We start from the raw sequence: 20,710 nt of genomic DNA, 5'->3' as shown, positions 1-20,710 counted from the left end.
GGTCTGTGGCAGGCGCTGAGAGGCTCTATGCCCGAAGCAGCAGGGCCGCTCGTTGGCCGTCGTGTTCTGGTGGTTGAGGACGAGTACCTGATTGCCATGCAGGTGAAGCGCTGGCTGCAGGTGGCCGGCTGCGAGGTGCTCGGCCCGGTGCCGAGCGTGGATCAGGCCCTTGACCTGATCGAGACGTGCTGCCCCGACGCTGCGGTGCTCGACGTCGACCTAGGCTACGGCGACAGCGCTTATCCAGTGGCCGACAAGCTCGACATCCTGGCCGTGCCATATCTGTTCGCCACGGCTGACGCGGGGCTGGCCGACACCTCGGTCCACGGCCGCCGACCGCGACTGAATAAGCCGTTCCTTGAGGCCGAGCTGGTGCGTGCCATGGCCGAGCTTGTCGCAACATCACGGAACGCTCCGTAAGCCGCCTCAAGTAGGACGAGCTGACTCGATCCTTTTGAAGTTCCCAGCCGCGCCGGGTGGCGGCCTCGTTCCGAAAGCCGCGTTACGTAGGTTCATTGTGGAGGACACGACAGCGGTTCACATGATGCGTCGAGAAACGTTTTCCGCCGCGGTCCTGACGTTGCTCACTAGCGCTCCGCTGGCCTGGGCGGCAGGCAATCCGGTCTCCGTGCCAGAGATTGAGGTCGGACGTGGCACGTGGCGGACGCAGGACGGGAGCTTGCTGACCTGCAGCGGTAGCTGGATCGCACACCGGGCATGAACCTTCGCGAACCAAGACCCGGTTAAACCTGTTCGCTTCTCTAGGGCTCACCGCCTGCTTAGGGGGGCTCCTGGATGGCACGGTAGGACGGAATAGGGCTGAGATGGCGGATGAGATCCCGAACATCCCCGGAGGTCCACACCTACGGACGGTGGCGATGCCACGCGACACCAACGCAAGCGGCGCCATTTTCGGAGGTTGGACCGTCTCTCAAATGGATCTGGCCGGAGGCACCTTCGTAGCTCAGCGTGCTAAAGGTCGTTTCGTTACGGTCAGTATTGATGCCATGCGTTTCCTCAGGCCAGTCTCGGTCGGCGATGAGGTCAGCGTTTATTGCACTCTCAAGGAGCAGGGCGACACCTCCTTGGCGGTCAAGATCGAGACTTGGGTTCGGGACCGATCAGGGACTAACCCGGAGAAGGTTACCGAAGGCGTATTCACCTACGTCGCACTAGATGAGGACGGGAAGCCCCGCACTCTGGACAGCACTGGTTCCCAATTGGCCAGAACGTAGGTTTGCTCTGAGCGGGGCAACACTCGCATCACGAAGGTCCCCGACCTCAGTCGGGCATCGACCCGAGTGTCATCAGGCAACACGGTACTGAGAGTGCCTGCGTCGCTGGCGGGCAGGCGAACCGGAGCCGTTCGAGAACGTTTGTTCCTCATGGAACACGTTTTCTGTCGCATCGTGATCAGTGCGCCGGAGTGCACGGTCAAAATTGAGTCTGACACTGAACGAAAAGCAGGGGAGGCCGCGGAAGCTATCCTGCGGCTTTCCAAGGGAAGAACTCAGGCCGTCACCATAGAAATTCAGTGCTTAGATGGCCCGGCCGGCGACCGTATCCTGAGCTACCTTTCGAATTTGGCAGACGAACTAGAGCGTGCCTGAACACTTTTCCACCCGAAGATCTGGGAGCCGGTCAAAGTGCTTCGGGGTCCGATACCGGATGATTAATAGAAATGCTATTCTTTTTCTCCAATCGCCTCGGCTGTGCTGGCTCGATCCTTCTTTCCTTTATCCTCACCGTGCTGTTGATCGCGGTCTTCCGAGGGTTCTAGGCACGCGTGTGCTGACCCGGCTGTCTGATTTTCAGACGATCGAATGCGTCGGTTTCAACGATATGGCCAGCTTCATCCAGGTGCTTGGGTAGGATCGAGGAGGGGTGACGGTCGGCCCACTACCGGTCGAGGCACCTGACAGCACCGGAACTCACCCCCAGCAGCAGGATTCTCCTGGTAGGACGAGTCTTCCTGCCGGAGGCCATATAAGCCATGGTGGAACCCCACACCCTAGGCGCGGACGCCCGAAGCGATGCCGCAAGAGCAAGCAATCTTATCGCAAGCGATAAAGTCGAGGGAACAGAAGTTCATCTGGGCGGCTCGGCTTCGATTGGATACATCAAGAGGCTGCTGATCGATAAGCCGTCGGGCAGGATAGTCTACGCTATTGTGCGCCTGACCGGCATGAGCAGCCAGCCTGCAGGTGAACGCGCCGTTCCCTGGCAGGCTCTCACCTACAACGCAGAACTTGGCGCTTACGACATTAACGGCACGGACGAGCAACTCAGGTCGGGGCCAATCTATCCTGAAACTACCAGCGATCCCACGTTTGATCCGGCGTGGGAGGAACACGTCCATCACTACTTTAACACGGAACCTTACTGGAACACAGAAGCCGACCGCGCAACTGATGTGCCGTTCGGCAAAAAGAAGACTTGAAGCACGGAGCGAAAACTCGTGCTTGGGAGCACAGTAGCAGACAGCACGCAACCTTCTGGACTGTGTTTTGCCCGAGAGGTGCAACGATGACGCTCACGCTTGCCGAGGCCAAACAGATCGTTGATGCGGTCCTCAGCCATGCGCATGACCATTCGGCAAAGGTCAGCACCTGCGTGTGCGACGAGAACGGCCGCTTCATCGCCCTCAACAGGATGGACGGCGCTGCCGCGACCACCAACCGCCAAGCTATCGGCAAAGCCATCGCTTCGGCATCGACCGGGCGCCCGAGCGACTACATGCCAAATCCCGACGAGGTGTCAGGCGGGTTTGCCACCGTTACGGGAGAAGGGATGCCGCTGAACCATCGACAGGGCGGGCTGCCGATCTACCGCGACGGTGCGCTGATCGGCGCTTGCGGGGTCAGCGGGGCTGGCGCGAACTCGATGGACCAGGCGTGCGCGCAGGCCGGCATCGGCGCCGTGGACGGGTTACGTTCGGACGACCTGACCGTGTTTCCGGGATGCTGCTAGGCAGCCGCGTGAGGGTCGGCGCGGCGGAGGATCCGAACACCGCAGGCGCATCGTCAATGGGTAAGCCAGATGGCCCCGCTGACGATCACGGCAGCCGATACGATGAAGCCGATATAGGTCGGAATGACCCAGGATTGCCGAGCATACGGGTAACCGGCGGGCCGCCTCGGCCGGTTCTCAGCCGCCGTCTTCCTGGCCAGCGCGATCCGCTCAGGTGAGGGCGGCGTGCCGCCTGCCTCGTCGCAGGTGCCGAGCTGCGCCATGCCCACGTCGTAGTGCTCGACCTTGTCGCCTGTCGCGCCGCTGTCGATGTCGGCTTTCAGCATGGCCGTGGTCGGCCGATCGGAGGCGGGCGGCTCTGCCACATGCAAGTTGCCAGGGGACGGTGGGGTCTTGGATCGAAACAGCATAGGGGTGCCTTTCAGGGCCGTAGCGTCGAATATCCCTCGATGCGCCATCGGTTGAGTGGGGAGTGCAAGCTGGCCGTCTTGTGGGCTGGTGTGTGACTCCCGGCGATTGCTCTGCCGGGGCACGGGAGGGCTTGCTCGGACAATCGCCGAGAGGCGTTCAGTCCGACGCGAAGCCGTTTAGCCGCCACCGCCGTTGCCGCCAGCGCCACCGCTGCCCGTCGAGCCGACGCGTGAAGGCTGGTCTTCGTTGCCGGCGGCGGCGGAGTCCTCCGCGATGCCGTCGGCAGCTCGACCAGTCGGCGAGTAGGTGGCGGCTCCTTGATCACCGGTCGAGCCCGGCTGGTGGGTGACGACGCCGGGTGCGCCGCGCGGGACGATCACAGTCGTGCTGGAGGGTGTCTCGATGACTTGAGCGAGGGCGGGCGTGACGATCATCGCTGCGACGGCCGCAACGAGGGTAAGCGAGGTCATGAAGGCCTTTCATAGGGTGGGGCATCGGGAACGGTCTGAAGCACGCGATGTGTCCCCAGCCCGGTGTCACAGGGCCGGGCAGCGGCGGCCCTGGCAGCTCGGCGACTGTGAGCGCCACTGCAACGGAAAAGCCGACACCGTGAGGCGGCGGGAGTGCCGTGCTCGATAAGCGGCTGACCTCAACCCGAAGGAGCATCCGGCAGCGGCATCCAGTGCGTCGGGATCCCGCCGTCCCACGGAGCCGGCTTAGCCCCGGTCCATAGGCGCCACTCTCCCGTATGCTTATGGTTGTACCGGGTCAGAACGCCTGCGAACTGGTACGTGCCGTCGAAGAGAAGAACTCTGCTCCCCTCCTCGGACGGTGCCGTCTCCATCGTTTCCCATTGACCTTCCATGGTCGATCACCAATGCGGCTCTGTGCCCACTCACAGTAAACATGCGGCTTCGATCACCAAGACAGCACTACATTCTCGCGGACTGGCGCTTCGGCGTTGGCGGCTGGCCGTCCGCTTCCCTGCGTCCTCTATGCCGCTGGTGAAGACCCGCGCTCAGTCCAATGCCGCCCGGCGATTATTGCCAACAGCCATCGCTTTCCGGTCGCAGCCGATCGGTGTCCGGCTCGGGGGCACCTGAAGTACGGCAGATTGATCGACTCGACCTGCGGGTTGGCGCGGATCAGCCCTATGGCGGCCCGCTCCCACCATCCGCCGTAAATGGTGTCAGAGCTGCTTTACGCGTCTGGATGTCCCGTTAGTCCGAAACCAATCCCAGAGCAGGAACGCCGGAAACGGGAGCACGATAGCGAAGAAGATCCAGTCGAACATCTGGGGCATGGCAGCCTCCTCCGGTTTATAAGATTCCAACTCGCATTGGGAGCCGCAGATCCCAGCGCCTCTTTCAGATCATCCACCACCAGCAGCCCTGAATGAAGCTCAGCAGGCTGGGGCATCCGCGGGTGAGGCCGCAGACGGAGCTCAAGAGGAAATTGCAGCTCGTCTAGTCGGCCCCTGCCGCAATGGATTGTCTTGCAGAAGGCGATGATTGGCATCGGATCCAAGATTTTGCTGCGGATAGCTGTCGTCCTCTTTATCAAACTGGGGTAATTCTGATCACAGCCGTCACAAGGTAGGATCAGTGTTCTGCAAAGCCCGCGAGGATCGCACCGCATGCCTGTCAGCGATCGGGCGGCCAAATAGCGGGACGTTGAGCGGCACGCGCTCCTGCCGCCGCTCCACCGCCGGGAGTAGCGCGGACGTGAAGGTTTTCGCCGCTCCTCGCACCTCGGATCCAAGTGGAGGGACCTGGGTTGAACGAGCACAGCTCGAAACGAGCGGCGAAAGCTCTGCTTATCTTATGTTGAAGTACTCACTCACCCTTGCCGTCTTGTACACCGCAGGAATGCCTATCGTGGCAAGCTCGCAGGAGCGTCCTTCGACCCCAGACATGACCTGCCGGCAAGCCAAAAGTGTTTTGTCGTCGCGCGGCGCCTTGGTGATGGGGACGGGTGGTTTCACCTACGACCGCTTCGTGCGTGACCGCAGCTTTTGCGATCCGACACAGGTGACGTCCAACGCCTTCGTACCGACGCGCGACGATCCAGAGTGCCTCGTCGGCTATCGCTGCATCGATCCTGGGCGGGACTGGTTCGGCGACGACGAATAGAGCCTGCGCCTCGGAAAGGCGCGCCTCAAACCCTCGTCCCCTCGCCGTTCGCCGGGGAGGGACACCTCCGATTTCCGCGCGATTCCACTTTGATCAGCGCCAGCGATGATGACGAGCGCACCGATCAGGCATGCGAAAACTAACCCGCATTCACGCGAGAGGCCTGGGCGGGCCGTAAGCTCGTATCTCGAACCTCTCACAAAACGGCGCTTGGCTATGAAAGCACCCCCTTCGTGGGAAGACAGCCCGCACATCCGCGAGATGATGAGGCTTCTAAGCGAGCCTCCCGAAATGCCAGGGCTTCGAGAGGAAGAAGCCTTCTTCCAAGAGCTCATGGCGCTTGAGACTGCGGCAGCTCTCGCGAACGCACCGGAGTCCACGCTCGAGATCATCAGGCGGTTACGGCGTATCGCGGGACGCGCGGCGTTGTCGTTGGCTCCGCCTGCCTCGACCGGAGTTCGAGGACACTGACGTCCCCCGTGTAAGGTGCTTCTGGCAGGCGCAAGATCTGCTATCGAGCCGCAGTCGACGCCGAAGATGGGAGCCGCCTCAGACATCAAAGATCTCCGCCATGTCGCGATCGACAGGCAGGCCCGCGGCCCGGCTGAGCGAGGCCTCGATCGCGCGGCCGGTCATGCTGGGTTTGGCGTCCAGGCTCGCCTGGTCGGCGGCTTGGCGCTTGGCCTCGGTGCTGGCTTAGCGGCATGCGAAGCCTCACCCTGCCTTTGGTAGGCAGGGTTCCAGACTTTGCCCTTTGCCGAATCGGACGTTCGGCTTTGCGCCGATTGCGTTGAAAAACTCGGGACCGAGCTGAAGCAGCACTGCAAGCCGCGCTCGCTGGAGAAGGTCCTGCTATCACATCGGCCAGAACTCACCGCCTAGGTGGACTTGCATCGGCTAGGGAAGACGAAACTTCTTAGGGGCGCCTCCTTAGAGCTCGCTTGAAGCGACGCCTCCGCGTTTTTTCAACAAAATCCGCCCATCCCGGTCGTTCAGACTTGCTCAGCATCATCTCAGAAGCGGACTTTCCCGCCCAAAAGGCCGGTCGCAAGCACGCTGAACCATAGAAGGCGGACGTCGAGTAGAACGACAGGCAGCTTGCACGACCGAGTTCGCCAGCAGCCAGCCAAACCCGGAGGCACTTGGGTCGGCCGTGTTGAGGGTACGGACTGTAACATTCACCGATCCACTTCACCGAACACGATATCGAGCGTGCCGAGCACGCACGACACGTCGGCTAAGAGGTGCCCGCGACATAACCAGTCCATCGCCTGAAGATGCGCGAAGCAGGGAGACCTGATCTTGCAGCGATAGGCGCGGTTCGAACCGTCAGAGACGAGATAGACGCCGAATTCGCCTTTCGGCGCCTCGGTCGCCACGTAGACCTCGCCCTCGGGCACGTGGAAGCCCTCGGTGTAGAGCTTGAAGTGGTGGATGAGCGCCTCCATCGAGCGCTTCATCTCCCGGCGCGGCGGCGGCGCGAACTTGCCGTCGAGCGCCGCGATCGGCCCCTGGCCGGCGGGCTCGCGCAGCTTGGCGATGCATTGCTTCATGATGCGCACCGACTGGCGCATCTCCTCCATGCGGATCACCTGGCGATCGTAGGTGTCGCCGTTCTTCCCCACGGGAATGTCGAATTCCATCTCCTCGTAGCACTCGTAGGGCTGCGCCTTGCGCAGGTCCCACGGGATGCCGGAGCCGCGCACCATCGGCCCTGAGAAGCCCCACTGCATCGCCTCGTCCACCGACACGATGCCGATGTCCACCGTACGCTGCTTGAAGATCCGGTTGCCCATGACGAGAGCGTCGAGGTCGTCCAGCACCCCCGGAAAGGTGTCACACCACGCGTCGATGTCGCCGATCAGCTTCGGCGGCAGGTCCTGGTGGACGCCGCCGACCCGGAAGTAGTTGGCGTGGAGCCGAGCGCCGGAGGCCCGCTCATAGAAGATCATCAGCTTCTCGCGCTCCTCGAAGCCCCAGAGCGGGGGCGTGAGGGCGCCGACATCCATCGCCTGCGTGGTGACGTTCAGCAGATGCGACAGGATGCGGGTCAGTTCGAGGAAGAGAACCCGGATCAGCTGGGCGCGCCGGGGCACCGTGATGCGCGCGAGCTTCTCGATGGCGAGGACGTAGGTTTCCTCCATGGCCATCGGCGAGACGTAGTCGAGACGATCGAAGTACGGGATCGTCTGCATGTATGGCTTGTACTCGATGAACTTCTCGGTGCCCCGGTGCAGGAGCCCGATATGCGGATCGACCCGCTCGACCACCTCGCCGTCGAGTTCCAGCACGAGGCGCAGCACGCCGTGCGCCGCCGGATGCTGCGGGCCGAAGTTGATCGCGAAGTTGCGAATATTATGCTCTGCCATCGGTGGCCCTACGCTTGCGGTGACAGGTGGGCGTCGAAAGCTGGCGCGGTCGGCCGCAGGGGGCCGGAAGCGGGGTGCCCGAGCTGGGCGTCAATTCGCCAGAAGGTCGCCAGCGCCTGCCCGACGATCTGGTCCATGTTGTCGTAGCGGTGGGTTGCCGCGCGGACGAGGAGATGCTGCGGACGCTGCCAGACAGAGCCCAAGCGCAGGTGCGAGGAGCAGACGAGCCTTGGTCTCGGCGGCTGGATCGCGCCGGTTCCGGTTTGCGGCCGATCGGGATCTCGGGAGAGTGTTGCGGCAGCGGTACGGCCCTCAAGACACGAGTTCCGCTCACACCATCACCTCGGTTCCAAACACTACGAACAGTCGAACAATCCCCGGAAGGCGCCGGTTGTTCGACATTCGTGTAATTATTTTCCGTTATGCTGAGTAACTTATGTTGATAACCTAGATTTGCTATTCATATATGGCGTGTGAGGCGATTGATAACTGGATCCTGGTAGCCGATGAGGGCCGGGCCTTCGAAGACAAGGAGCCGATCGAGCAGGCGGATGCGAGCCCGATACGCGGAGTTCGGCATTTGCTCCTTCAGAAGAGTGTGCAGCTTCTGGATTACGGAAGCGGGGACGGGCCGGAACCGCTGTTCCGTGTCTCGGCGCCCGTTGCCCGCTGGGTGGGACGGGGCGTTCACGCCGTTGGACCAGAAGCGGGTGCTGTGACCTGCAACGCTTCCGGGACCGGATTGATCGAAACGTCGTCGGCGAAGGCCGGAATCCGGCCCAGATCGGCATGGTCACCGAGCACGCGGCGCGCCGACAGGATTTTCTGGAATGCCTGCCGGTTGGCTCCGGAATTCCGTGCCAGATCTTCAAGCCGGCGCAGTTTCTCGATCGTCAGAGCTGTTGCCGCTTCAGCCGAAGTCGGATTGTTGCTCACGAGTTGCTGAACCAGCCAAGCCGTGTGGTCGTCCAAGTCGATAAGATTTTTACTCATGGCGGCCGTTCCGTCGAGCGTCATCATCGTTCCGGACATAGGCCGCGAAGGAGAGCCGATCATTAACCTAATAGAGCATCCGGAGTGTTGACTATATTGCGTGTGTTTTCGAACTTTTTTGATGCGTTGCGTTGCCTGCCCGTTCAATGCCAGTCCGCGCCAAGCTTAGCAGCGCCACTGGCTGGTCCAGGTGCCGGGGCAAAGTCTGCAGATCCGCTTTTACCGTCGGTCCGTCGTGCCCGGAGCTGTCCCGCTGCTTGTGGCGGTGACGCGTGCGACGTTGCCGTAAGCGGAATGCCCGTTCGGGGCCGCGCCGCTGGAATCGCCGACGGTGCCACCACTGCCGATGTTCTTGTCCTCGGTTCTGGAGGACTCCGTCGCGATGTTGTCGCCAAAGTGGCCATAGCTATTGGCACGTCCGGCACCGCCGGTTTCCCGAGTGACCGACATCGTGTTTCCAGCCGAGTTGAGCGCAGCCACGATGCCGCGGATGGTCAGGAGCTGGTGGGGCATGGGACGATTCTAGTGCGTTCTTCCTAGCCAAGCGGGCCGGTGCAGCTCAATTCTGGGGCGCGGTTGCTCGTGAGCCTGCTCCGCAGCAGACGCGTCCGGAAGCTCGGGCTTAATCGCTACGGAGTAGACCGAACTGCGATCACGGGAGCGATGCAGGAACGGAACTCTTCGAATCGCGCCTCGCCAGAACCGTTCGCTGAGTGAGGACAGCCTACCGGGTGATGCGCTTCGGTGAGATCGGGTCACTGGCCGGAAAGGTTTCTTCGATCGCCTCGTCCAGCAATTTCTCCTGACGCTGCCTCAGATCTTCGCCAGCGCGGCGCGGCCCGGGCGCGGCATCCGCGGCCTGATCGGCATTGAACTGACCGCTTGAACGGACTTCGTCCTCGCGACGGGTCTCGACTTCCTGGCTGGATGATGAGTGACTTGGATGAGAGTTCGCCACCAGACACCTCCTGCGGCTTTAGTCTATCAACCCCTGCGCGGGTGGGTTGTTCGGGTCGTGATGATCCGCTCGTGGCGCCTTGGCTGAGTGGCTGCATCATCGGCCAGACCTTCGAGGATCCTGTCCCGCTTGATCCTGAGCGGGTTCAGCAGCGGTGCACCGCGGTTTTGCGTCAAGAGCCGCCGATCGGCTGAGGACGCGGCGCGTGAAGCGCCGGCCCGCTGACGCGGACCTGCAGAGCAACGGAGAGGACCGCAGTCCCGATCGTGTTCCGGCTCAGGCCAGGTCCACAGCGGCCCCGCAAAGCGGCCGAACTCGGGCCGACATGCTGGGTTGTCCTGGTATTCAACCGCGGCGATGGATGATGGCAGGACGCGCGTAGACACTTCGTCTCCGACTCCGCCCGCAACCTTGTCGGAAGAATCTCGACCGGCCTGTTCCTGTCGTCTGCAGATATGGGTCGGGATACCGGCTCTCCAGGACTGCGAAAGAATCATCGGAGGCCGTCCGTACGGCACGCGGCGCCGATGACGGCAGCCTCGAAGTCGTCTCGATGGGGCGCGAACGTTGAGATTATCGGAGCCAGACGATGCAGGTGTGCGACGTGATGACCTCGGGGGTTCGAGCGATCGAGCCAAACCGCACCGTGCGTGACGCGGCGCGGCTCATGGATGAGCTCAATGTCGGCATCCTGCCGGTCTGCCGGGACCGGCTCTTGGTTGGCGTGATCACGGATCGCGACATCGTCGTCCGGTCGACCGCCGCCGGACAAGCGCCTGGGGACCAGCGCGTGCAGGAGATCCTCACGGCGGACGTGACCACCTGTCAGGCGGAGGAGGATTCCGGTGCGGTCCTCGGCCGGATGCGCGCCTTGCAAATCCGGCGCATGCCCGTGGTGGATCGGGACGGGCAGATCGTCGGCCTGCTGTCCCTGGGCGATCTGGCTGCGGCCGGAGCTCCGAATACGGGTGCGGCCCTGCACGACATCTCGTTTCCCGCCGAGCCCGACCGGTCCGGAACGCCGAGTTCCGGACGCGCGGACCCAACCCGCAACGCCCGGCCCATCCCGCTCTCGGCGGAGGAGCAGCAAGAGCTCGCCCGTCGCTTGGCAAAACCGCCGGAGCCTCGTCGCGATGCCGGTCGTGCGCCCGATCCGGACGGCGCCGGGCAGGCATCCCGCGACGAGGACGATGTGCGAGCCGCCTTCGGCATAGCCGGCAGCCCGGCCAGCGGCGGATCCGGGCGCATGCCAGGCGGGTTCGGAGGCGACGGCTACAACACCTATGGCGCGCGGTTCGGGCCCGGCGAGGCCCAGCCGCGGCCCGCCACCCTGAGCGACGACGTGAACCATATCCCCACCCCGGACGCCGCTCTGGATGGCCCGGTCGGCGACGAGGGAGGAGGTCCCAGCACCTCCCCAAAGCCGCAGATCGAAGAGGGTCACGTGGGTCGGGTCGTGTTCTCCAGTAGGCCCGACGACCCTGCCGGCGGTCCCGGCCGCGGATAGGCGCGCTTCGACGGGTCCGGTTCATCGCCGAAGGAGCAGCGGACCCATGCGTCCTGATGCCGAACACCGCCTCGGGATCCTGAGCGCACGCCCAGCCGCGCGTCCGAGCAGGCCTGCGCCGTCGGGGGATTCCGTGCACGGGACCCGGCGGCTCGGGCTCGGCGCCGGACGGGACGGTCTGATGCATGTTCCGGCCGCCGTGGCACCGGACACGCCGGCCCCCCTCCTGATCATGCTCCACGGGGCCGGTGCTTCCGCATCCAACGTGATGCCTCTGGTTACCGATGCGGCCGACACACACGCTGTCCTCGTCGCGGCGCCCGACGCCCGCGGCTCCACGTGGGACATCATTCAGCACGGATACGGGCCCGATGTCGGGTTCCTCGATCGAATGCTCGATCGGATCTTCGATGCCTACGCCATCGATCCAGCGCGCATCGCCATCGCGGGCTTCTCGGACGGTGCGTCCTATGCCCTGTCGCTCGGTCTCGGGAACGGCGCCTTGTTCAGCGATATCCTGGCGCTGTCGCCGGGCTTCGCGGCGCCCTCGCGAACGGAGGAACGGCCGCGCATCTTCATCGCACACGGTCGAGAGGATCCTGTCCTGCCGTTCGCGCGCTGCGGGGACCGCATCGCTGCCGCGCTCATCCAATCCGGCTACGACGTCGCGTACCGGCCGTTCAGCGGCGGGCACATAGTCCCGGCCGAGATCGTCGCGATGGCCTTCGCGCGCTTCATGAGCTGATCGCCCCGCGATCGAACCGGCATCCGGCGCCGGACCCCGTTGAGGCTGATGATCCCATGCCACCTTCCGCAGACCGCGATCGCCTCGCCGAACTCCTGCGCCGGAACGCCGAGCCGTTGCCGCCGCCCGAGGAGGCCGGCTTCGGCGCCTGCTTCGATCGGTTCGGGGAGGCCAGGATCGTCCTCCTCGGCGAGGCGACGCACGGGACGGCCGAGTTCTACCGCGCCCGCGCCGCCATCACCCAGCACTTGGTCGAGCATCACGGCTTCCGGATCGTGGCGATCGAAGCGGACTGGCCGGATGCCGCCCATCTCGACCGCTTTCTGGTCCACCGCAGCGAGACGCCGTTCCCGGGCGATGCCTTCGCGCGCTTTCCGACGTGGATGTGGCGCAACGCGGAGATCCTGAGCTTCGTGACGCACCTGCGGGCGCTCAACGCCGATCGAGACTGGGACGCGCGCGTGCGCCTCCGCGGATTGGATGTGTACAGCCTTGAGGCCTCGATGGAGGCCGTGCTGCGCTACCTGGACGCGGTCGATCCGGCCGCCGCCCGGCAGGCGCGCGACCGGTACGGCTGCCTGAGCCCGTGGCACGCCACGCCTGAGCGCTATGGCCGCGAGGTGATGTTCGGGGCCAAGCATCCCTGCGAGCCGGCCGTCACCGGGATCCTTCAGGATCTTCTCGAGAAGCGCCTCACCTACGCGGCCGAGGACCCCGAAGCCTATCTCGACGCAGCCCAGAACGCCCGCATCGTGCGTGCGGCCGAGCAATACTACCGCACCATGTACCGAGGCTCAGTGGAATCGTGGAACGTGCGTGATCGCCACATGTTCGAGACGCTTCAGAACCTTGTGGCTCAGGGCGCGAAGGCGGTCGTGTGGGCTCACAACTCGCATGTCGGCAACGCGGCTGCGACGGCGATGGGCAGGGAGGGCGAGTTCAACATCGGCGAGTTGGCCAAGACGGCGTATGGCGACGCGGCGGTGCTCATCGGCTTCGGGACCGACCGGGGCACGGTCGCGGCCGCAGATGATTGGGACGAGCCCATGCAATGCATGCGCGTGCGCCCCGTCCGGGCCGACAGCCACGAGGCCTTGTTCCGCGCGGCCGGTCACGCCCGCAGCCTGACCGACCTGCGCGGTCCGCGTGCGCGCGAATTGAGGGAGGCCTGGGCCCATCCCTACCTCGAACGGGCTATCGGCGTGGTCTACCGTCCCGACACCGAACGCACGAGCCACTACTTCGAAGCGGTCCTGCCGGAGCAGTTCGATGCCTTCGTGTGGTTCGCCGAGACCAGCGCCGTCACGCCTCTGTCCGTGCCCGAGACGCAGCCGGGCGAGAGCGAGACGTACCCGACCGGCCTCTAACGATGCGCACCCTGACCCTCCTGGCGTTTCAGCGCCGGGCCCGAACCATCGCCGCGGAGCCCGGGTTCCCCTCCCGTGGAGTTCCAGAGCAGGGAGGGCGCCATGCCGGTCTCGATCAATGACGCGCAGCGTAAGGACGCCGCCGAGCGTGTCGCGGCAAACCAGGGCCAGCCGAGCGCCAACCAGGGCTTCTCGTCCGCCGAGCCGCCGCAGGCGCCCAAGGGTCTCTCCACGCCCCTACACCCCGGCGGGACCCGGCCGGGCGGGGGCCGGCCGCCGGCGCCGGCTCGATGGGCACGGGTGGGGGCCAGGACGCCGACGAGCCGACCGGCTCCCTCAAGAGCGCGGAACGCTGAACCGGCCTTCTGAGCCTCAGACCCGCCAGCCATAACGGGAGATGTCGTATGTCCGTCGACGGGAAAGGCGAGGACCGGGCGGAGGGCTTGGCCGGCGACAGCGTCGCCGGGGCCCTCTCGCCGCCCAGCCAGAGCAGTCCGGATCATGCCGAGGCCGGCGACCGGACCCAGAGCCATCGGAGCCTCACGGGCGCGGATTTGCCCGCGGCGCGGGACGCTGACCCGGACCGGCCGAAGCCGGAAGACCGCTACAAGCCCTGAACTCCGGTGCCACCCGGCTTTCCGGACGCCTGGGCGACCGCCATCCGCAGGGTTCTGGACACCGCGACCCGCATCCTCGTGCTCGGTCCCGCGGACAGCGGGAAGAGCACCCTGTGCCGCCTACTGCTCGAGCAGGCGCGTGGGGCCGACCGGTCGGCCGCGATCCTCGACCTCGACCTGAGCCAGAAGCTCATCGGACCGCCCGCCTGTGTCACCCTCGGCACCGTCACGCGGCAGGGCCCCGTGCTCCGCGGCTTCGCCTTCGCGGGGACGACGGACCCCGTTGCGGCGGGCAGCCTGCTCCTGGCCGACGCCGCACGCCTCGCGGCCTGCGCAGCCGCCGACCTGCACGTCGTGAACACCTGCGGCTATCTCGGGGGCCGGGGTCTTGCCTTGAAGCGGGCAGCCATCGCGGCCACGGCGGCCGATACCCTGCTCATACTCGGCCAGGACCCAGCAGGGGCTGCCCTGCGCTCCTTCGCGACGGGACGAACCGTCCTGTGCCTGCCGGTCGCGCCGCAGGCTCGCCGGAAGACATCAGGGGAGCGGCGGGCGGCGCGCCGGGCGGCGTTCGCGACCTACTTCGCCGACAGCCGGCTGGTTCACCTGCCCGATGGTCCCGCCATCGGCTCGCCCTCCTCATCGGTCCTCTCGCCGGGACGCCTCGTCGGCCTCGCCGATTCGGACGGGACGGAGCGGGCAATCGGTGTGCTCGACTGCGCCGACAGCACGCGCGGCGGGATTTGGCTGCGCACGCCCCCGCCGCCATTCGCGATCGGCGAGATCCGGCCCGGAGCCCTGGTGCTGGACGCGGCTTTCGACGCACGGCCCGTTGCGGACGGTTCAGGCAGGCCGCAGCAACGCCTGGATGCGGTCGGCGACGAATTGGACCGCGAGCGCGGCCAGCAGCACGCCGAAAAGCCGCGGTAGCACCGCGTTGCCCGTCGTCCCGCAGCAGCAGGCAGGGATTGCCGCGGCGGAACGCGGTTCAGGCGATCCGAGAGGTCCCCTCAGGCCCCGGCGGGAGGACGGATTGCGGGCGGAGCGACATGAGCGGCCTCCGGGCGGGACGGCCATCCCACACCCAGCTCACCATCGCTCGGATTTCGCCAATAGAGTCGGACCGTTTTCCGCACAACCGCAGGCCGCGCATGTCTTTCGACGCCGGAACTTAAATGCTGCGATGCCCTGCTTGCCGCGTGGAGCAACTGAAAGCGGACCAGTGGTTTTCGACCAGACTACCTCACGCCGGATCGCTAGCGCGCGCAGAACATAGTTAGTGGCCGAGGGGCACCCTTGAGACTCCGTATGTTCAAACCCGCCCGTGAACCAGGTCATGGATGAAACCTAGCTTCTGGATGACGGCAGGCGAAAGCACGAAGGGATAGAGGTCGCGATTGCCCATGGCGCGGTTGACGCAGTTCATCGCAAAGACGAACGGCAGCCATGCATCGATGATGGGCCGAATGCCGTTTGCCTCATATGGATCGAAGTTGACGCGAGCGGACAGTGCGTCAGTGTTGCCGAGGGACGGCTTAACCTCGAGCCCGAAGGCACTCGCCATCTCCAGCGTGTCGACGATGTGCAGGTAATGCGCCCAGGTCTCGGCGAAGTCCTCCCACGGGTGTGAGGTCGCATAGGTGGACACGAAGTGCTCCTGCCAGTCAGGGGGCGCGCCGTCCGCGTAGTGCCGCTGGAGTGCCGCCCCATAGTCCTGAGTATCGTCGCCGAACATGGCTCGACAGGCTTCGAGCTTGCCGCCATCGCGCACGAGGATATCCCAGTAGTGGTGACCGACCTCGTGGCGGAAGTGTCCGATTAAGGTGCGGTACGGTTCGCCCATACCCTTGCGCCGCTTCTCGCGCTCCACATCGTCCGCCTCCACGAGCGCGATGGTGATCAGACCATTATCGTGTCCAGTCAGCACCTTCGGGCCTTGTGTTTCCGGCGGGTCGGACAGGAAGTCGAAGAGCAGGCCGTGTGCGGGATCCTCGTTGCGGGTCTTCAGCGGCAGGTTCCAGCGCAAGAGCGTGTAGAACAGGCGGTGCTTGGCCACCTCGATCTGCTGCCACGCTGCGAGTTGGGGTGGGTCGGAGACGTTCGGAATCGTGCCATTGTGCCGGCAGGCGAGGCAGAACGCCTGATCCGAGCCCGGCGGTACGAGCCAATTGCATGCGTCGTAGACGGCGTTCGCGCAGAAGCGGCCCGGGCGAGTTGGCGCGACGAGCGGCACCCAGGTGTCCTCACCAGCAGGTTCGATGGCTGACAGGGTACCGGCCTCCGGCAAGTACGCGAGCCGGTGACCGCAGCTCTCGCAGGTTCTGTTCTCGAAGTACAGGACGTTGCTACAGGATTGACACTGGAACAGCTTCATTGGGGTTTCGGTCCAAGATGCGGCGCTTACGTACGCTGCCTACTGACGAAGGACCTGATACCTCGCTGATAGTTCCGAGACTGCGAAAAATTGCTTTCGGACCGCTGAGGCAGGGAGGCAAGGCGCTCCTACAAGTCCGGGGCACGGTATGGCACCACACAGAAACCGGGGCGCCCTGGCTGGGTTGTAGAGATACAAGTTACTTTCGGAGAAGCTGGTGCCGCGCTACTACCTGGACGTTCACGACGACAGTATGGTGTGCAATGGAAGCGGCGCCGAATGCTCAGACCTCGGTGAGGTAAAGCAGCGCACAGGCGATCTGATCGCGAATTTGGTTGTCGGAAGCATCCAGTCGCGTAGGGATCAGCTGGCTTGCAGGATTTTCGTTCGGGATCAGAGCGGCCAGATCATCTACATGGGCGCCTTCTCCTACAACGGAGCGTGGGTCAACTTTGGTGCGCGGGTTGCATAGTGCGTGCTTTCCAGATCCTTTTTTAATTATCGCAGTCAAGCGCCTCTCGCGGGCAGCGAGCCTAAATAATCCAGTCGCCCTCTATACGTGAGGAGGTTATTATATTGGGAAACACCTCGGAAAGATCGGTGATATCCGATGGAATCCCGGAAGAAGCCACTTCGGCAGCACCGATTGAGCAACAGGAACTACAACGCGCTGTCGTGGATTTGCAGAGACGAGTTCGGCGACTCGAGGAGCGGTTAGTCGGGACAAATGGACCCGTTCTGGTCAGCAATCCGGCAGCGGATCAGACTCCGAAACAGTTATTCACACCGGGTAGGTAAATAGGCGTCACCGACGCCACGCCGCACCCTAAACAAAGGCAGTTTTGAAATTGTCATACCCGACTCATGCAGAAGTTTCGTGACGTATATGAGTTGTAAGAGGCGATCCCTCTGCGTTAGAGGAATTTGAGTACAGGCGGCATGCTGAGAACCGATGAACTTCACAGAGAGAGAAGTCCGGCTTATATCAGGCGACGAGATTCCGATATTTGCCTGCATAGTGCAGCCCAAGCACGAAGAGCAGCCACTCTAGCCCGCAAACGCGGAGCAGATACCGGGGCAGCTGTCGAGATGGCACACGAGTGCCTGCGACGCTCAAGGCACTACAGCTTGGCTGCGCGGCATCTTGGATGGCGCCTCCCCGACTGACGGATCAATTTTCCCTTCGCTATCGGGATAACGATCGCCTTGGCCCGGAGCACCTGCCGTTTCGACGGCTGCGGGAGCGCTGAATAGCTCGACTATCTTCGCAGACCGCGGTGATCTTCCGCACCAAAAACTTTCCACGTGTTGTGGTCACATGGCCGCATCATGAACATGGCTACCGCGGCTTTGAGGACGGCGAACGGCCAGAGCTTTTGCCGGATTCCGATTCAATGCGGGCGCTTCGGTGATGCGGCGGAGATCGCGGGTGGAAAATGCGTCCGCACCGATCTGCCGGCATGCGCGCGGGTTCACTGTTCGAGGACAGTTCGCTGTCCGATCGGCACCTCAATGAGGTGTGTCGCTTGTTGTTGTCATGAAGGCGGATACCGGATGCGGGCCGAGTCGATCGAATTCCTGAAAGCACTCGCGAACGTGCCATCCCCGAGCGGCTATGAGCAGGGTGCGGCAAAACTCTACCGTGAATATGCTCAGCCCTTTGCCGATCAGGTGAGCACTGACGTGCACGGCAACGTGACGGCTACGTTGAACCCGGACGCGCCGATGAAGATCATGCTCACAGCGCATATGGATGAGATCGGGTTCATCGTGCACTACATCGATGATTCCGGCCTTCTTTACATCAGCGGCATCGGCGGACACGATAGTGTAATCCCAGTAGGCCAAAGGGTCTGGGTGCACGGAAGGGAGCGAATTGCTGGCATCGTGGGCAGCAAGGCCATCCACTTGCTCGATGAGGAGGAGCGCAAGAAGAAGCCAAAGCTTACGGACCTCTGGGTGGATGTAGGCGCGACATCGCGCGCGGAGGTTGAGGCGGCCATCCAGCTGGGTGACGTGATCACCTATCAGTACGAGTTCCAGACATTGATAGGCGATCGGGCGACAGCACGCGGGTTCGACAACAAGGCTGGCCTGTTCATCGTCGCGGAAGCCTTGCGAAGCCTCAGCCAGGATGGGGACCTCCGTTCAGGAATTGGTGTGTATGCTGTTGCATCCGTGCAGGAAGAGATCGGATCGCGTGGAGCTCGAACCGCTGCCTTCAGCATAGCGCCGCAGACAGGGCTTGCTGTCGACGTAGGTCACGCCATCGACTACCCCGGTGTGAGTAAGGCGCGATACGGGCAGCTCGACATCGGTAAGGGCCCGAGCGTGTCCCGTGGCCCGAACACGAATCCCGTTGTGTTCGCTCTCCTGACCGAGGCGGCCAGAGCGGAAGGGATACCGTTTCAGGTGAGCGTGTTTCCAAGCGCGACACCGACGGACGCAAATGCGATGCAGCTCAACAGAGATGGGATGGCAGTCGGCTTGCTGGGCGTGGCGATCCGGTACATGCACACACCTTGCGAGCTATTGAGTTTGACAGACCTGCAGAACTGCGCCCGACTGATGGCCGCCTATTGCCGGCGTATAACGCCCGAGACGGATTTCACACCTTAGTCGATTTTGGTTGGTTCTTCCATCTTGAGCGGTCATTCGCCGTCCTGGCGCTGATGCGTGGTCGGTCAAGCCGACGCTCCAACGCTCGTCGGGTTCCTCTCGGCCCGGCCTTTTGTCCCATTCGCCTGATGTTCTTATCGGGCATTCTAGCAGAGGCACCATGGCAGGAGATGATGAGCTTCGCTTCGGCCCCCTCGGTGAGAGCTGCGCGCATCTGTGCGTTGATATGCAGAGGATGTTCGCCGAGCACACGGATTGGTGCACGCCCTGGATGCCGCGTGTCCTGCCGAAGGTGCGCAGCATCGTAGCGGCACATCCGCGGCAGACGGTGTTCACGCGCTTCATCCCCGCCGACAAAGCCGGTGATGGCGAGGGCACGTGGAGACGCTACTACGAACGCTGGGCGTCCATGACGATCGAACAGCTGGGACGTGATCAGATTGACCTTGTCCCGGAACTCGCTCCCTTCGTGCCACCGGCTGAGATCGTGGACAAGCACGTCTACTCACCCTGGCTGGAGACCGACCTGCATCGCCGGCTGCAGGCTCGCGGGGCCGACACGCTCGTGGTCACGGGCGGCGAGACGGACGTGTGTGTTCTGGGCACCGTGTTGGGAGCCGTCGACCTCGGCTATCGCGTCATCATCGTCACGGACGGGCTCTGCAGTTCGTCCGACGAGGCTCACGACGCGATGCTGACGCTCTATCATGGTCGCTACGGACAACAGGTGGAGACGGTCACGACCGATACTCTGCTCCGGAGCTGGGCGTAGCGGCCGCTTTCCTTCCGTGTTCCGGGACGACGCCGATGACGCCGCAGAACGGGTTCGTCCACCGGCGCGAGATCCTCGCGACCATGGTCGCCCTTCTTCCGCGCAGCGCTCGGTCCAGGACACCCACACCGTGCAGGGCATCCATGGCGCACGTCGTACTCCTCGGTGACTCCGTCTTTGACAATGCCGCCTACGTCGGCAGAGGACCGGAGGTCGTGCAGCAGCTCCGCACGGTGCTGCCCGGTAGCTGGCAGGCGACGCTGCTCGCGGTCGACGGAAACGTCATCGCGGATGTTGCCCGCCAACTCGAGCGCCTTCCGAGTTCGGCATCTCACCTCGTGGTGAGCGTCGGCGGCAACGACGCGCTGAGAATGTCCGGCGTGCTCGAGCGCGCCACGGGATCCGTGGGCGGAGCGCTCGACCTCCTCGCCGAGGTGCGGGAGCGGTTTCAGGCCGCGTACCGGGACATGCTGGACGCGGTCCAGGCGACGACCCGGCCAACGGCGCTCTGCACGATCTACGATCCGCGCTACCCCGATCCGCAGCGCCGGCGACTGACCGCCGCTGCGCTCACCTTGCTCAACGACGTCATCACGCGCGAGGCTTTTGCCCGGGGCCTCTCGCTCCTCGATCTGCGTGTCCTCTGCGGCGAGGACGCCGACTTCGCCAATCCGATCGAGCCGTCGGTGCAAGGCGGGCAGAAGATTGCTCAGGCCATCGCGGGCTTTCTTCATGTGCAGCCTGAATCGCGCAGCAGCAGGGTCTTTGCGCGGTAGCAGCAGGTCCACCTTTGAGCCGGGCAAGGCCGCCTGACAAACGCAATCGTTCGATGTCACATCACCTGATCCAGATTCTCCTGCCCCTGTTCGACAACGG

20 protein-coding genes and 2 pseudogenes are annotated in these 20,710 nt (G+C 63.9%); 14 read left to right on the top strand and 8 right to left on the bottom strand.

What is annotated here, in order from left to right; genetic code table 11:
• The first annotated feature begins 27 nt into the window (after positions 1-27).
• The 4 genes from M6G65_RS27210 (at position 28) to M6G65_RS27195 (ending at position 2,970) form a co-directional block, all read left to right on the top strand.
• Complete coding sequence (locus M6G65_RS27210) at positions 28-420, top strand: response regulator (protein ID WP_238199076.1); 393 nt, start codon at positions 28-30, stop codon at positions 418-420.
• Between the two features lie 458 nt (positions 421-878).
• Positions 879-1,235 (top strand): acyl-CoA thioesterase, encoded by a 357-nt coding sequence (locus M6G65_RS27205; protein WP_238199077.1) that lies wholly within the window; start codon positions 879-881, stop codon positions 1,233-1,235.
• A gap of 758 nt (positions 1,236-1,993) precedes the next feature.
• Positions 1,994-2,440: a PRC-barrel domain-containing protein gene (locus M6G65_RS27200; RefSeq protein WP_238199078.1), complete on the top strand. Its 447-nt coding sequence runs from the start codon at positions 1,994-1,996 to the stop codon at positions 2,438-2,440.
• A gap of 86 nt (positions 2,441-2,526) precedes the next feature.
• Positions 2,527-2,970 (top strand): GlcG/HbpS family heme-binding protein, encoded by a 444-nt coding sequence (locus M6G65_RS27195; protein ID WP_250103115.1) that lies wholly within the window; start codon positions 2,527-2,529, stop codon positions 2,968-2,970.
• 53 nt (positions 2,971-3,023) lie between these two features.
• On the opposite strand, the gene M6G65_RS27190 is transcribed toward M6G65_RS27195, so the two are convergent.
• Both M6G65_RS27190 and M6G65_RS27185 read right to left on the bottom strand, forming a co-directional pair.
• The gene (locus M6G65_RS27190) at positions 3,024-3,296 is read right to left on the bottom strand and encodes a hypothetical protein (RefSeq protein ID WP_238199080.1); all 273 of its coding nucleotides are present in this window, start codon (positions 3,294-3,296) and stop codon (positions 3,024-3,026) included.
• A gap of 261 nt (positions 3,297-3,557) precedes the next feature.
• On the bottom strand, positions 3,558-3,851 hold the full coding sequence (locus M6G65_RS27185; RefSeq protein WP_238199081.1) for a hypothetical protein: 294 nt from the start codon (positions 3,849-3,851) through the stop codon (positions 3,558-3,560).
• A gap of 1,398 nt (positions 3,852-5,249) precedes the next feature.
• Between M6G65_RS27185 and M6G65_RS27180 the strand changes: the two genes are divergently transcribed.
• A complete protein-coding gene (locus M6G65_RS27180) occupies positions 5,250-5,513 on the top strand; it encodes a hypothetical protein (RefSeq protein WP_238199133.1) in 264 nt (87 codons plus the stop codon).
• Positions 5,514-6,691: 1,178 nt separating this feature from the next.
• On the opposite strand, the gene M6G65_RS27175 is transcribed toward M6G65_RS27180, so the two are convergent.
• The 4 genes from M6G65_RS27175 to M6G65_RS27160 all read right to left on the bottom strand — a co-directional run bounded on the left by M6G65_RS27175 (position 6,692) and on the right by M6G65_RS27160 (position 9,833).
• Entirely contained in the window at positions 6,692-7,882 is a 1,191-nt protein-coding gene (locus tag M6G65_RS27175) for an NADH-quinone oxidoreductase subunit D (protein ID WP_250103114.1), read from the bottom strand.
• Positions 7,883-8,569: 687 nt separating this feature from the next.
• Positions 8,570-8,902, bottom strand: a complete 333-nt coding sequence (locus M6G65_RS27170) for a hypothetical protein (protein WP_238199083.1) — start codon at positions 8,900-8,902, stop codon at positions 8,570-8,572.
• Between the two features lie 192 nt (positions 8,903-9,094).
• A complete protein-coding gene (locus tag M6G65_RS27165; protein ID WP_238199084.1) occupies positions 9,095-9,388 on the bottom strand; it encodes a hypothetical protein in 294 nt (97 codons plus the stop codon).
• Between the two features lie 211 nt (positions 9,389-9,599).
• Positions 9,600-9,833, bottom strand: coding sequence for a hypothetical protein (locus M6G65_RS27160; protein WP_238199085.1), 234 nt, complete (start codon positions 9,831-9,833; stop codon positions 9,600-9,602).
• A 589-nt stretch (positions 9,834-10,422) separates the two neighbouring features.
• Here M6G65_RS27160 and M6G65_RS27155 point away from each other — a divergent pair.
• From M6G65_RS27155 to M6G65_RS27135, 5 genes and pseudogenes are all read left to right on the top strand, one after another.
• The gene (locus M6G65_RS27155; RefSeq protein WP_238199087.1) at positions 10,423-11,340 is read left to right on the top strand and encodes a CBS domain-containing protein; all 918 of its coding nucleotides are present in this window, start codon (positions 10,423-10,425) and stop codon (positions 11,338-11,340) included.
• A 133-nt stretch (positions 11,341-11,473) separates the two neighbouring features.
• Complete coding sequence (locus M6G65_RS27150) at positions 11,474-12,085, top strand: alpha/beta hydrolase (protein WP_250103113.1); 612 nt, start codon at positions 11,474-11,476, stop codon at positions 12,083-12,085.
• A 56-nt stretch (positions 12,086-12,141) separates the two neighbouring features.
• Complete coding sequence (locus M6G65_RS27145) at positions 12,142-13,452, top strand: erythromycin esterase family protein (RefSeq protein WP_250103112.1); 1,311 nt, start codon at positions 12,142-12,144, stop codon at positions 13,450-13,452.
• 404 nt (positions 13,453-13,856) lie between these two features.
• Positions 13,857-14,069, top strand: coding sequence for a hypothetical protein (locus M6G65_RS27140; protein ID WP_238199095.1), 213 nt, complete (start codon positions 13,857-13,859; stop codon positions 14,067-14,069).
• Between the two features lie 6 nt (positions 14,070-14,075).
• Positions 14,076-14,597 (top strand): annotated as a pseudogene (locus M6G65_RS27135) (Clp1/GlmU family protein); the annotation flags it as partial.
• A 315-nt stretch (positions 14,598-14,912) separates the two neighbouring features.
• On the opposite strand, the pseudogene M6G65_RS27130 reads toward M6G65_RS27135, so the two are convergent.
• Both M6G65_RS27130 and M6G65_RS27125 read right to left on the bottom strand, forming a co-directional pair.
• Positions 14,913-15,020 (bottom strand): annotated as a pseudogene (locus tag M6G65_RS27130) (MarC family protein); the annotation flags it as partial.
• Positions 15,021-15,381: 361 nt separating this feature from the next.
• Positions 15,382-16,443 carry a zinc-binding metallopeptidase family protein gene (locus M6G65_RS27125; RefSeq protein WP_238199096.1) on the bottom strand — a complete coding sequence of 354 codons (1,062 nt, stop codon included), beginning with the start codon at positions 16,441-16,443 and terminating at the stop codon, positions 15,382-15,384.
• Between the two features lie 217 nt (positions 16,444-16,660).
• On the opposite strand from M6G65_RS27125, the gene M6G65_RS27120 reads away from it, so the two are divergent.
• The 4 genes from M6G65_RS27120 to M6G65_RS27105 all read left to right on the top strand — a co-directional run bounded on the left by M6G65_RS27120 (position 16,661) and on the right by M6G65_RS27105 (position 20,610).
• Positions 16,661-16,915, top strand: coding sequence for a DUF6894 family protein (locus tag M6G65_RS27120; RefSeq protein ID WP_238199097.1), 255 nt, complete (start codon positions 16,661-16,663; stop codon positions 16,913-16,915).
• A 1,082-nt stretch (positions 16,916-17,997) separates the two neighbouring features.
• Complete coding sequence (locus tag M6G65_RS27115) at positions 17,998-19,062, top strand: M42 family metallopeptidase (RefSeq protein ID WP_238199098.1); 1,065 nt, start codon at positions 17,998-18,000, stop codon at positions 19,060-19,062.
• Positions 19,063-19,222: 160 nt separating this feature from the next.
• Positions 19,223-19,834 (top strand): cysteine hydrolase family protein, encoded by a 612-nt coding sequence (locus M6G65_RS27110; RefSeq protein ID WP_238199099.1) that lies wholly within the window; start codon positions 19,223-19,225, stop codon positions 19,832-19,834.
• Positions 19,835-19,869: 35 nt separating this feature from the next.
• Positions 19,870-20,610, top strand: coding sequence for an SGNH/GDSL hydrolase family protein (locus M6G65_RS27105; RefSeq protein WP_250103111.1), 741 nt, complete (start codon positions 19,870-19,872; stop codon positions 20,608-20,610).
• Positions 20,611-20,710 lie beyond the last annotated feature (100 nt).

Origin of the sequence: Methylobacterium tardum, assembly GCF_023546765.1 — a bacterium.
GTDB lineage: Bacteria > Pseudomonadota > Alphaproteobacteria > Rhizobiales > Beijerinckiaceae > Methylobacterium > Methylobacterium tardum.
Note: the sequence above shows the minus strand (reverse complement) of the source record. Positions and strands in the feature narration are given on the sequence as shown.

Coding starts and splice junctions, on each gene's coding strand:
- M6G65_RS27210 (WP_238199076.1), top strand. CDS start 28: ATGCCCGAAGCAGCAGGGCCGCTCGTTGGCCGTCGTGTTCTGGTGGTT.
- M6G65_RS27205 (WP_238199077.1), top strand. CDS start 879: ATGCCACGCGACACCAACGCAAGCGGCGCCATTTTCGGAGGTTGGACC.
- M6G65_RS27200 (WP_238199078.1), top strand. CDS start 1,994: ATGGTGGAACCCCACACCCTAGGCGCGGACGCCCGAAGCGATGCCGCA.
- M6G65_RS27195 (WP_250103115.1), top strand. CDS start 2,527: ATGACGCTCACGCTTGCCGAGGCCAAACAGATCGTTGATGCGGTCCTC.
- M6G65_RS27190 (WP_238199080.1), bottom strand. CDS start 3,296: ATGCTGAAAGCCGACATCGACAGCGGCGCGACAGGCGACAAGGTCGAG.
- M6G65_RS27185 (WP_238199081.1), bottom strand. CDS start 3,851: ATGACCTCGCTTACCCTCGTTGCGGCCGTCGCAGCGATGATCGTCACG.
- M6G65_RS27180 (WP_238199133.1), top strand. CDS start 5,250: ATGCCTATCGTGGCAAGCTCGCAGGAGCGTCCTTCGACCCCAGACATG.
- M6G65_RS27175 (WP_250103114.1), bottom strand. CDS start 7,882: ATGGCAGAGCATAATATTCGCAACTTCGCGATCAACTTCGGCCCGCAG.
- M6G65_RS27170 (WP_238199083.1), bottom strand. CDS start 8,902: ATGATGACGCTCGACGGAACGGCCGCCATGAGTAAAAATCTTATCGAC.
- M6G65_RS27165 (WP_238199084.1), bottom strand. CDS start 9,388: ATGCCCCACCAGCTCCTGACCATCCGCGGCATCGTGGCTGCGCTCAAC.
- M6G65_RS27155 (WP_238199087.1), top strand. CDS start 10,423: ATGCAGGTGTGCGACGTGATGACCTCGGGGGTTCGAGCGATCGAGCCA.
- M6G65_RS27145 (WP_250103112.1), top strand. CDS start 12,142: ATGCCACCTTCCGCAGACCGCGATCGCCTCGCCGAACTCCTGCGCCGG.
- M6G65_RS27140 (WP_238199095.1), top strand. CDS start 13,857: ATGTCCGTCGACGGGAAAGGCGAGGACCGGGCGGAGGGCTTGGCCGGC.
- M6G65_RS27125 (WP_238199096.1), bottom strand. CDS start 16,443: ATGAAGCTGTTCCAGTGTCAATCCTGTAGCAACGTCCTGTACTTCGAG.
- M6G65_RS27115 (WP_238199098.1), top strand. CDS start 17,998: ATGCGGGCCGAGTCGATCGAATTCCTGAAAGCACTCGCGAACGTGCCA.
- M6G65_RS27110 (WP_238199099.1), top strand. CDS start 19,223: ATGGCAGGAGATGATGAGCTTCGCTTCGGCCCCCTCGGTGAGAGCTGC.
- M6G65_RS27105 (WP_250103111.1), top strand. CDS start 19,870: ATGACGCCGCAGAACGGGTTCGTCCACCGGCGCGAGATCCTCGCGACC.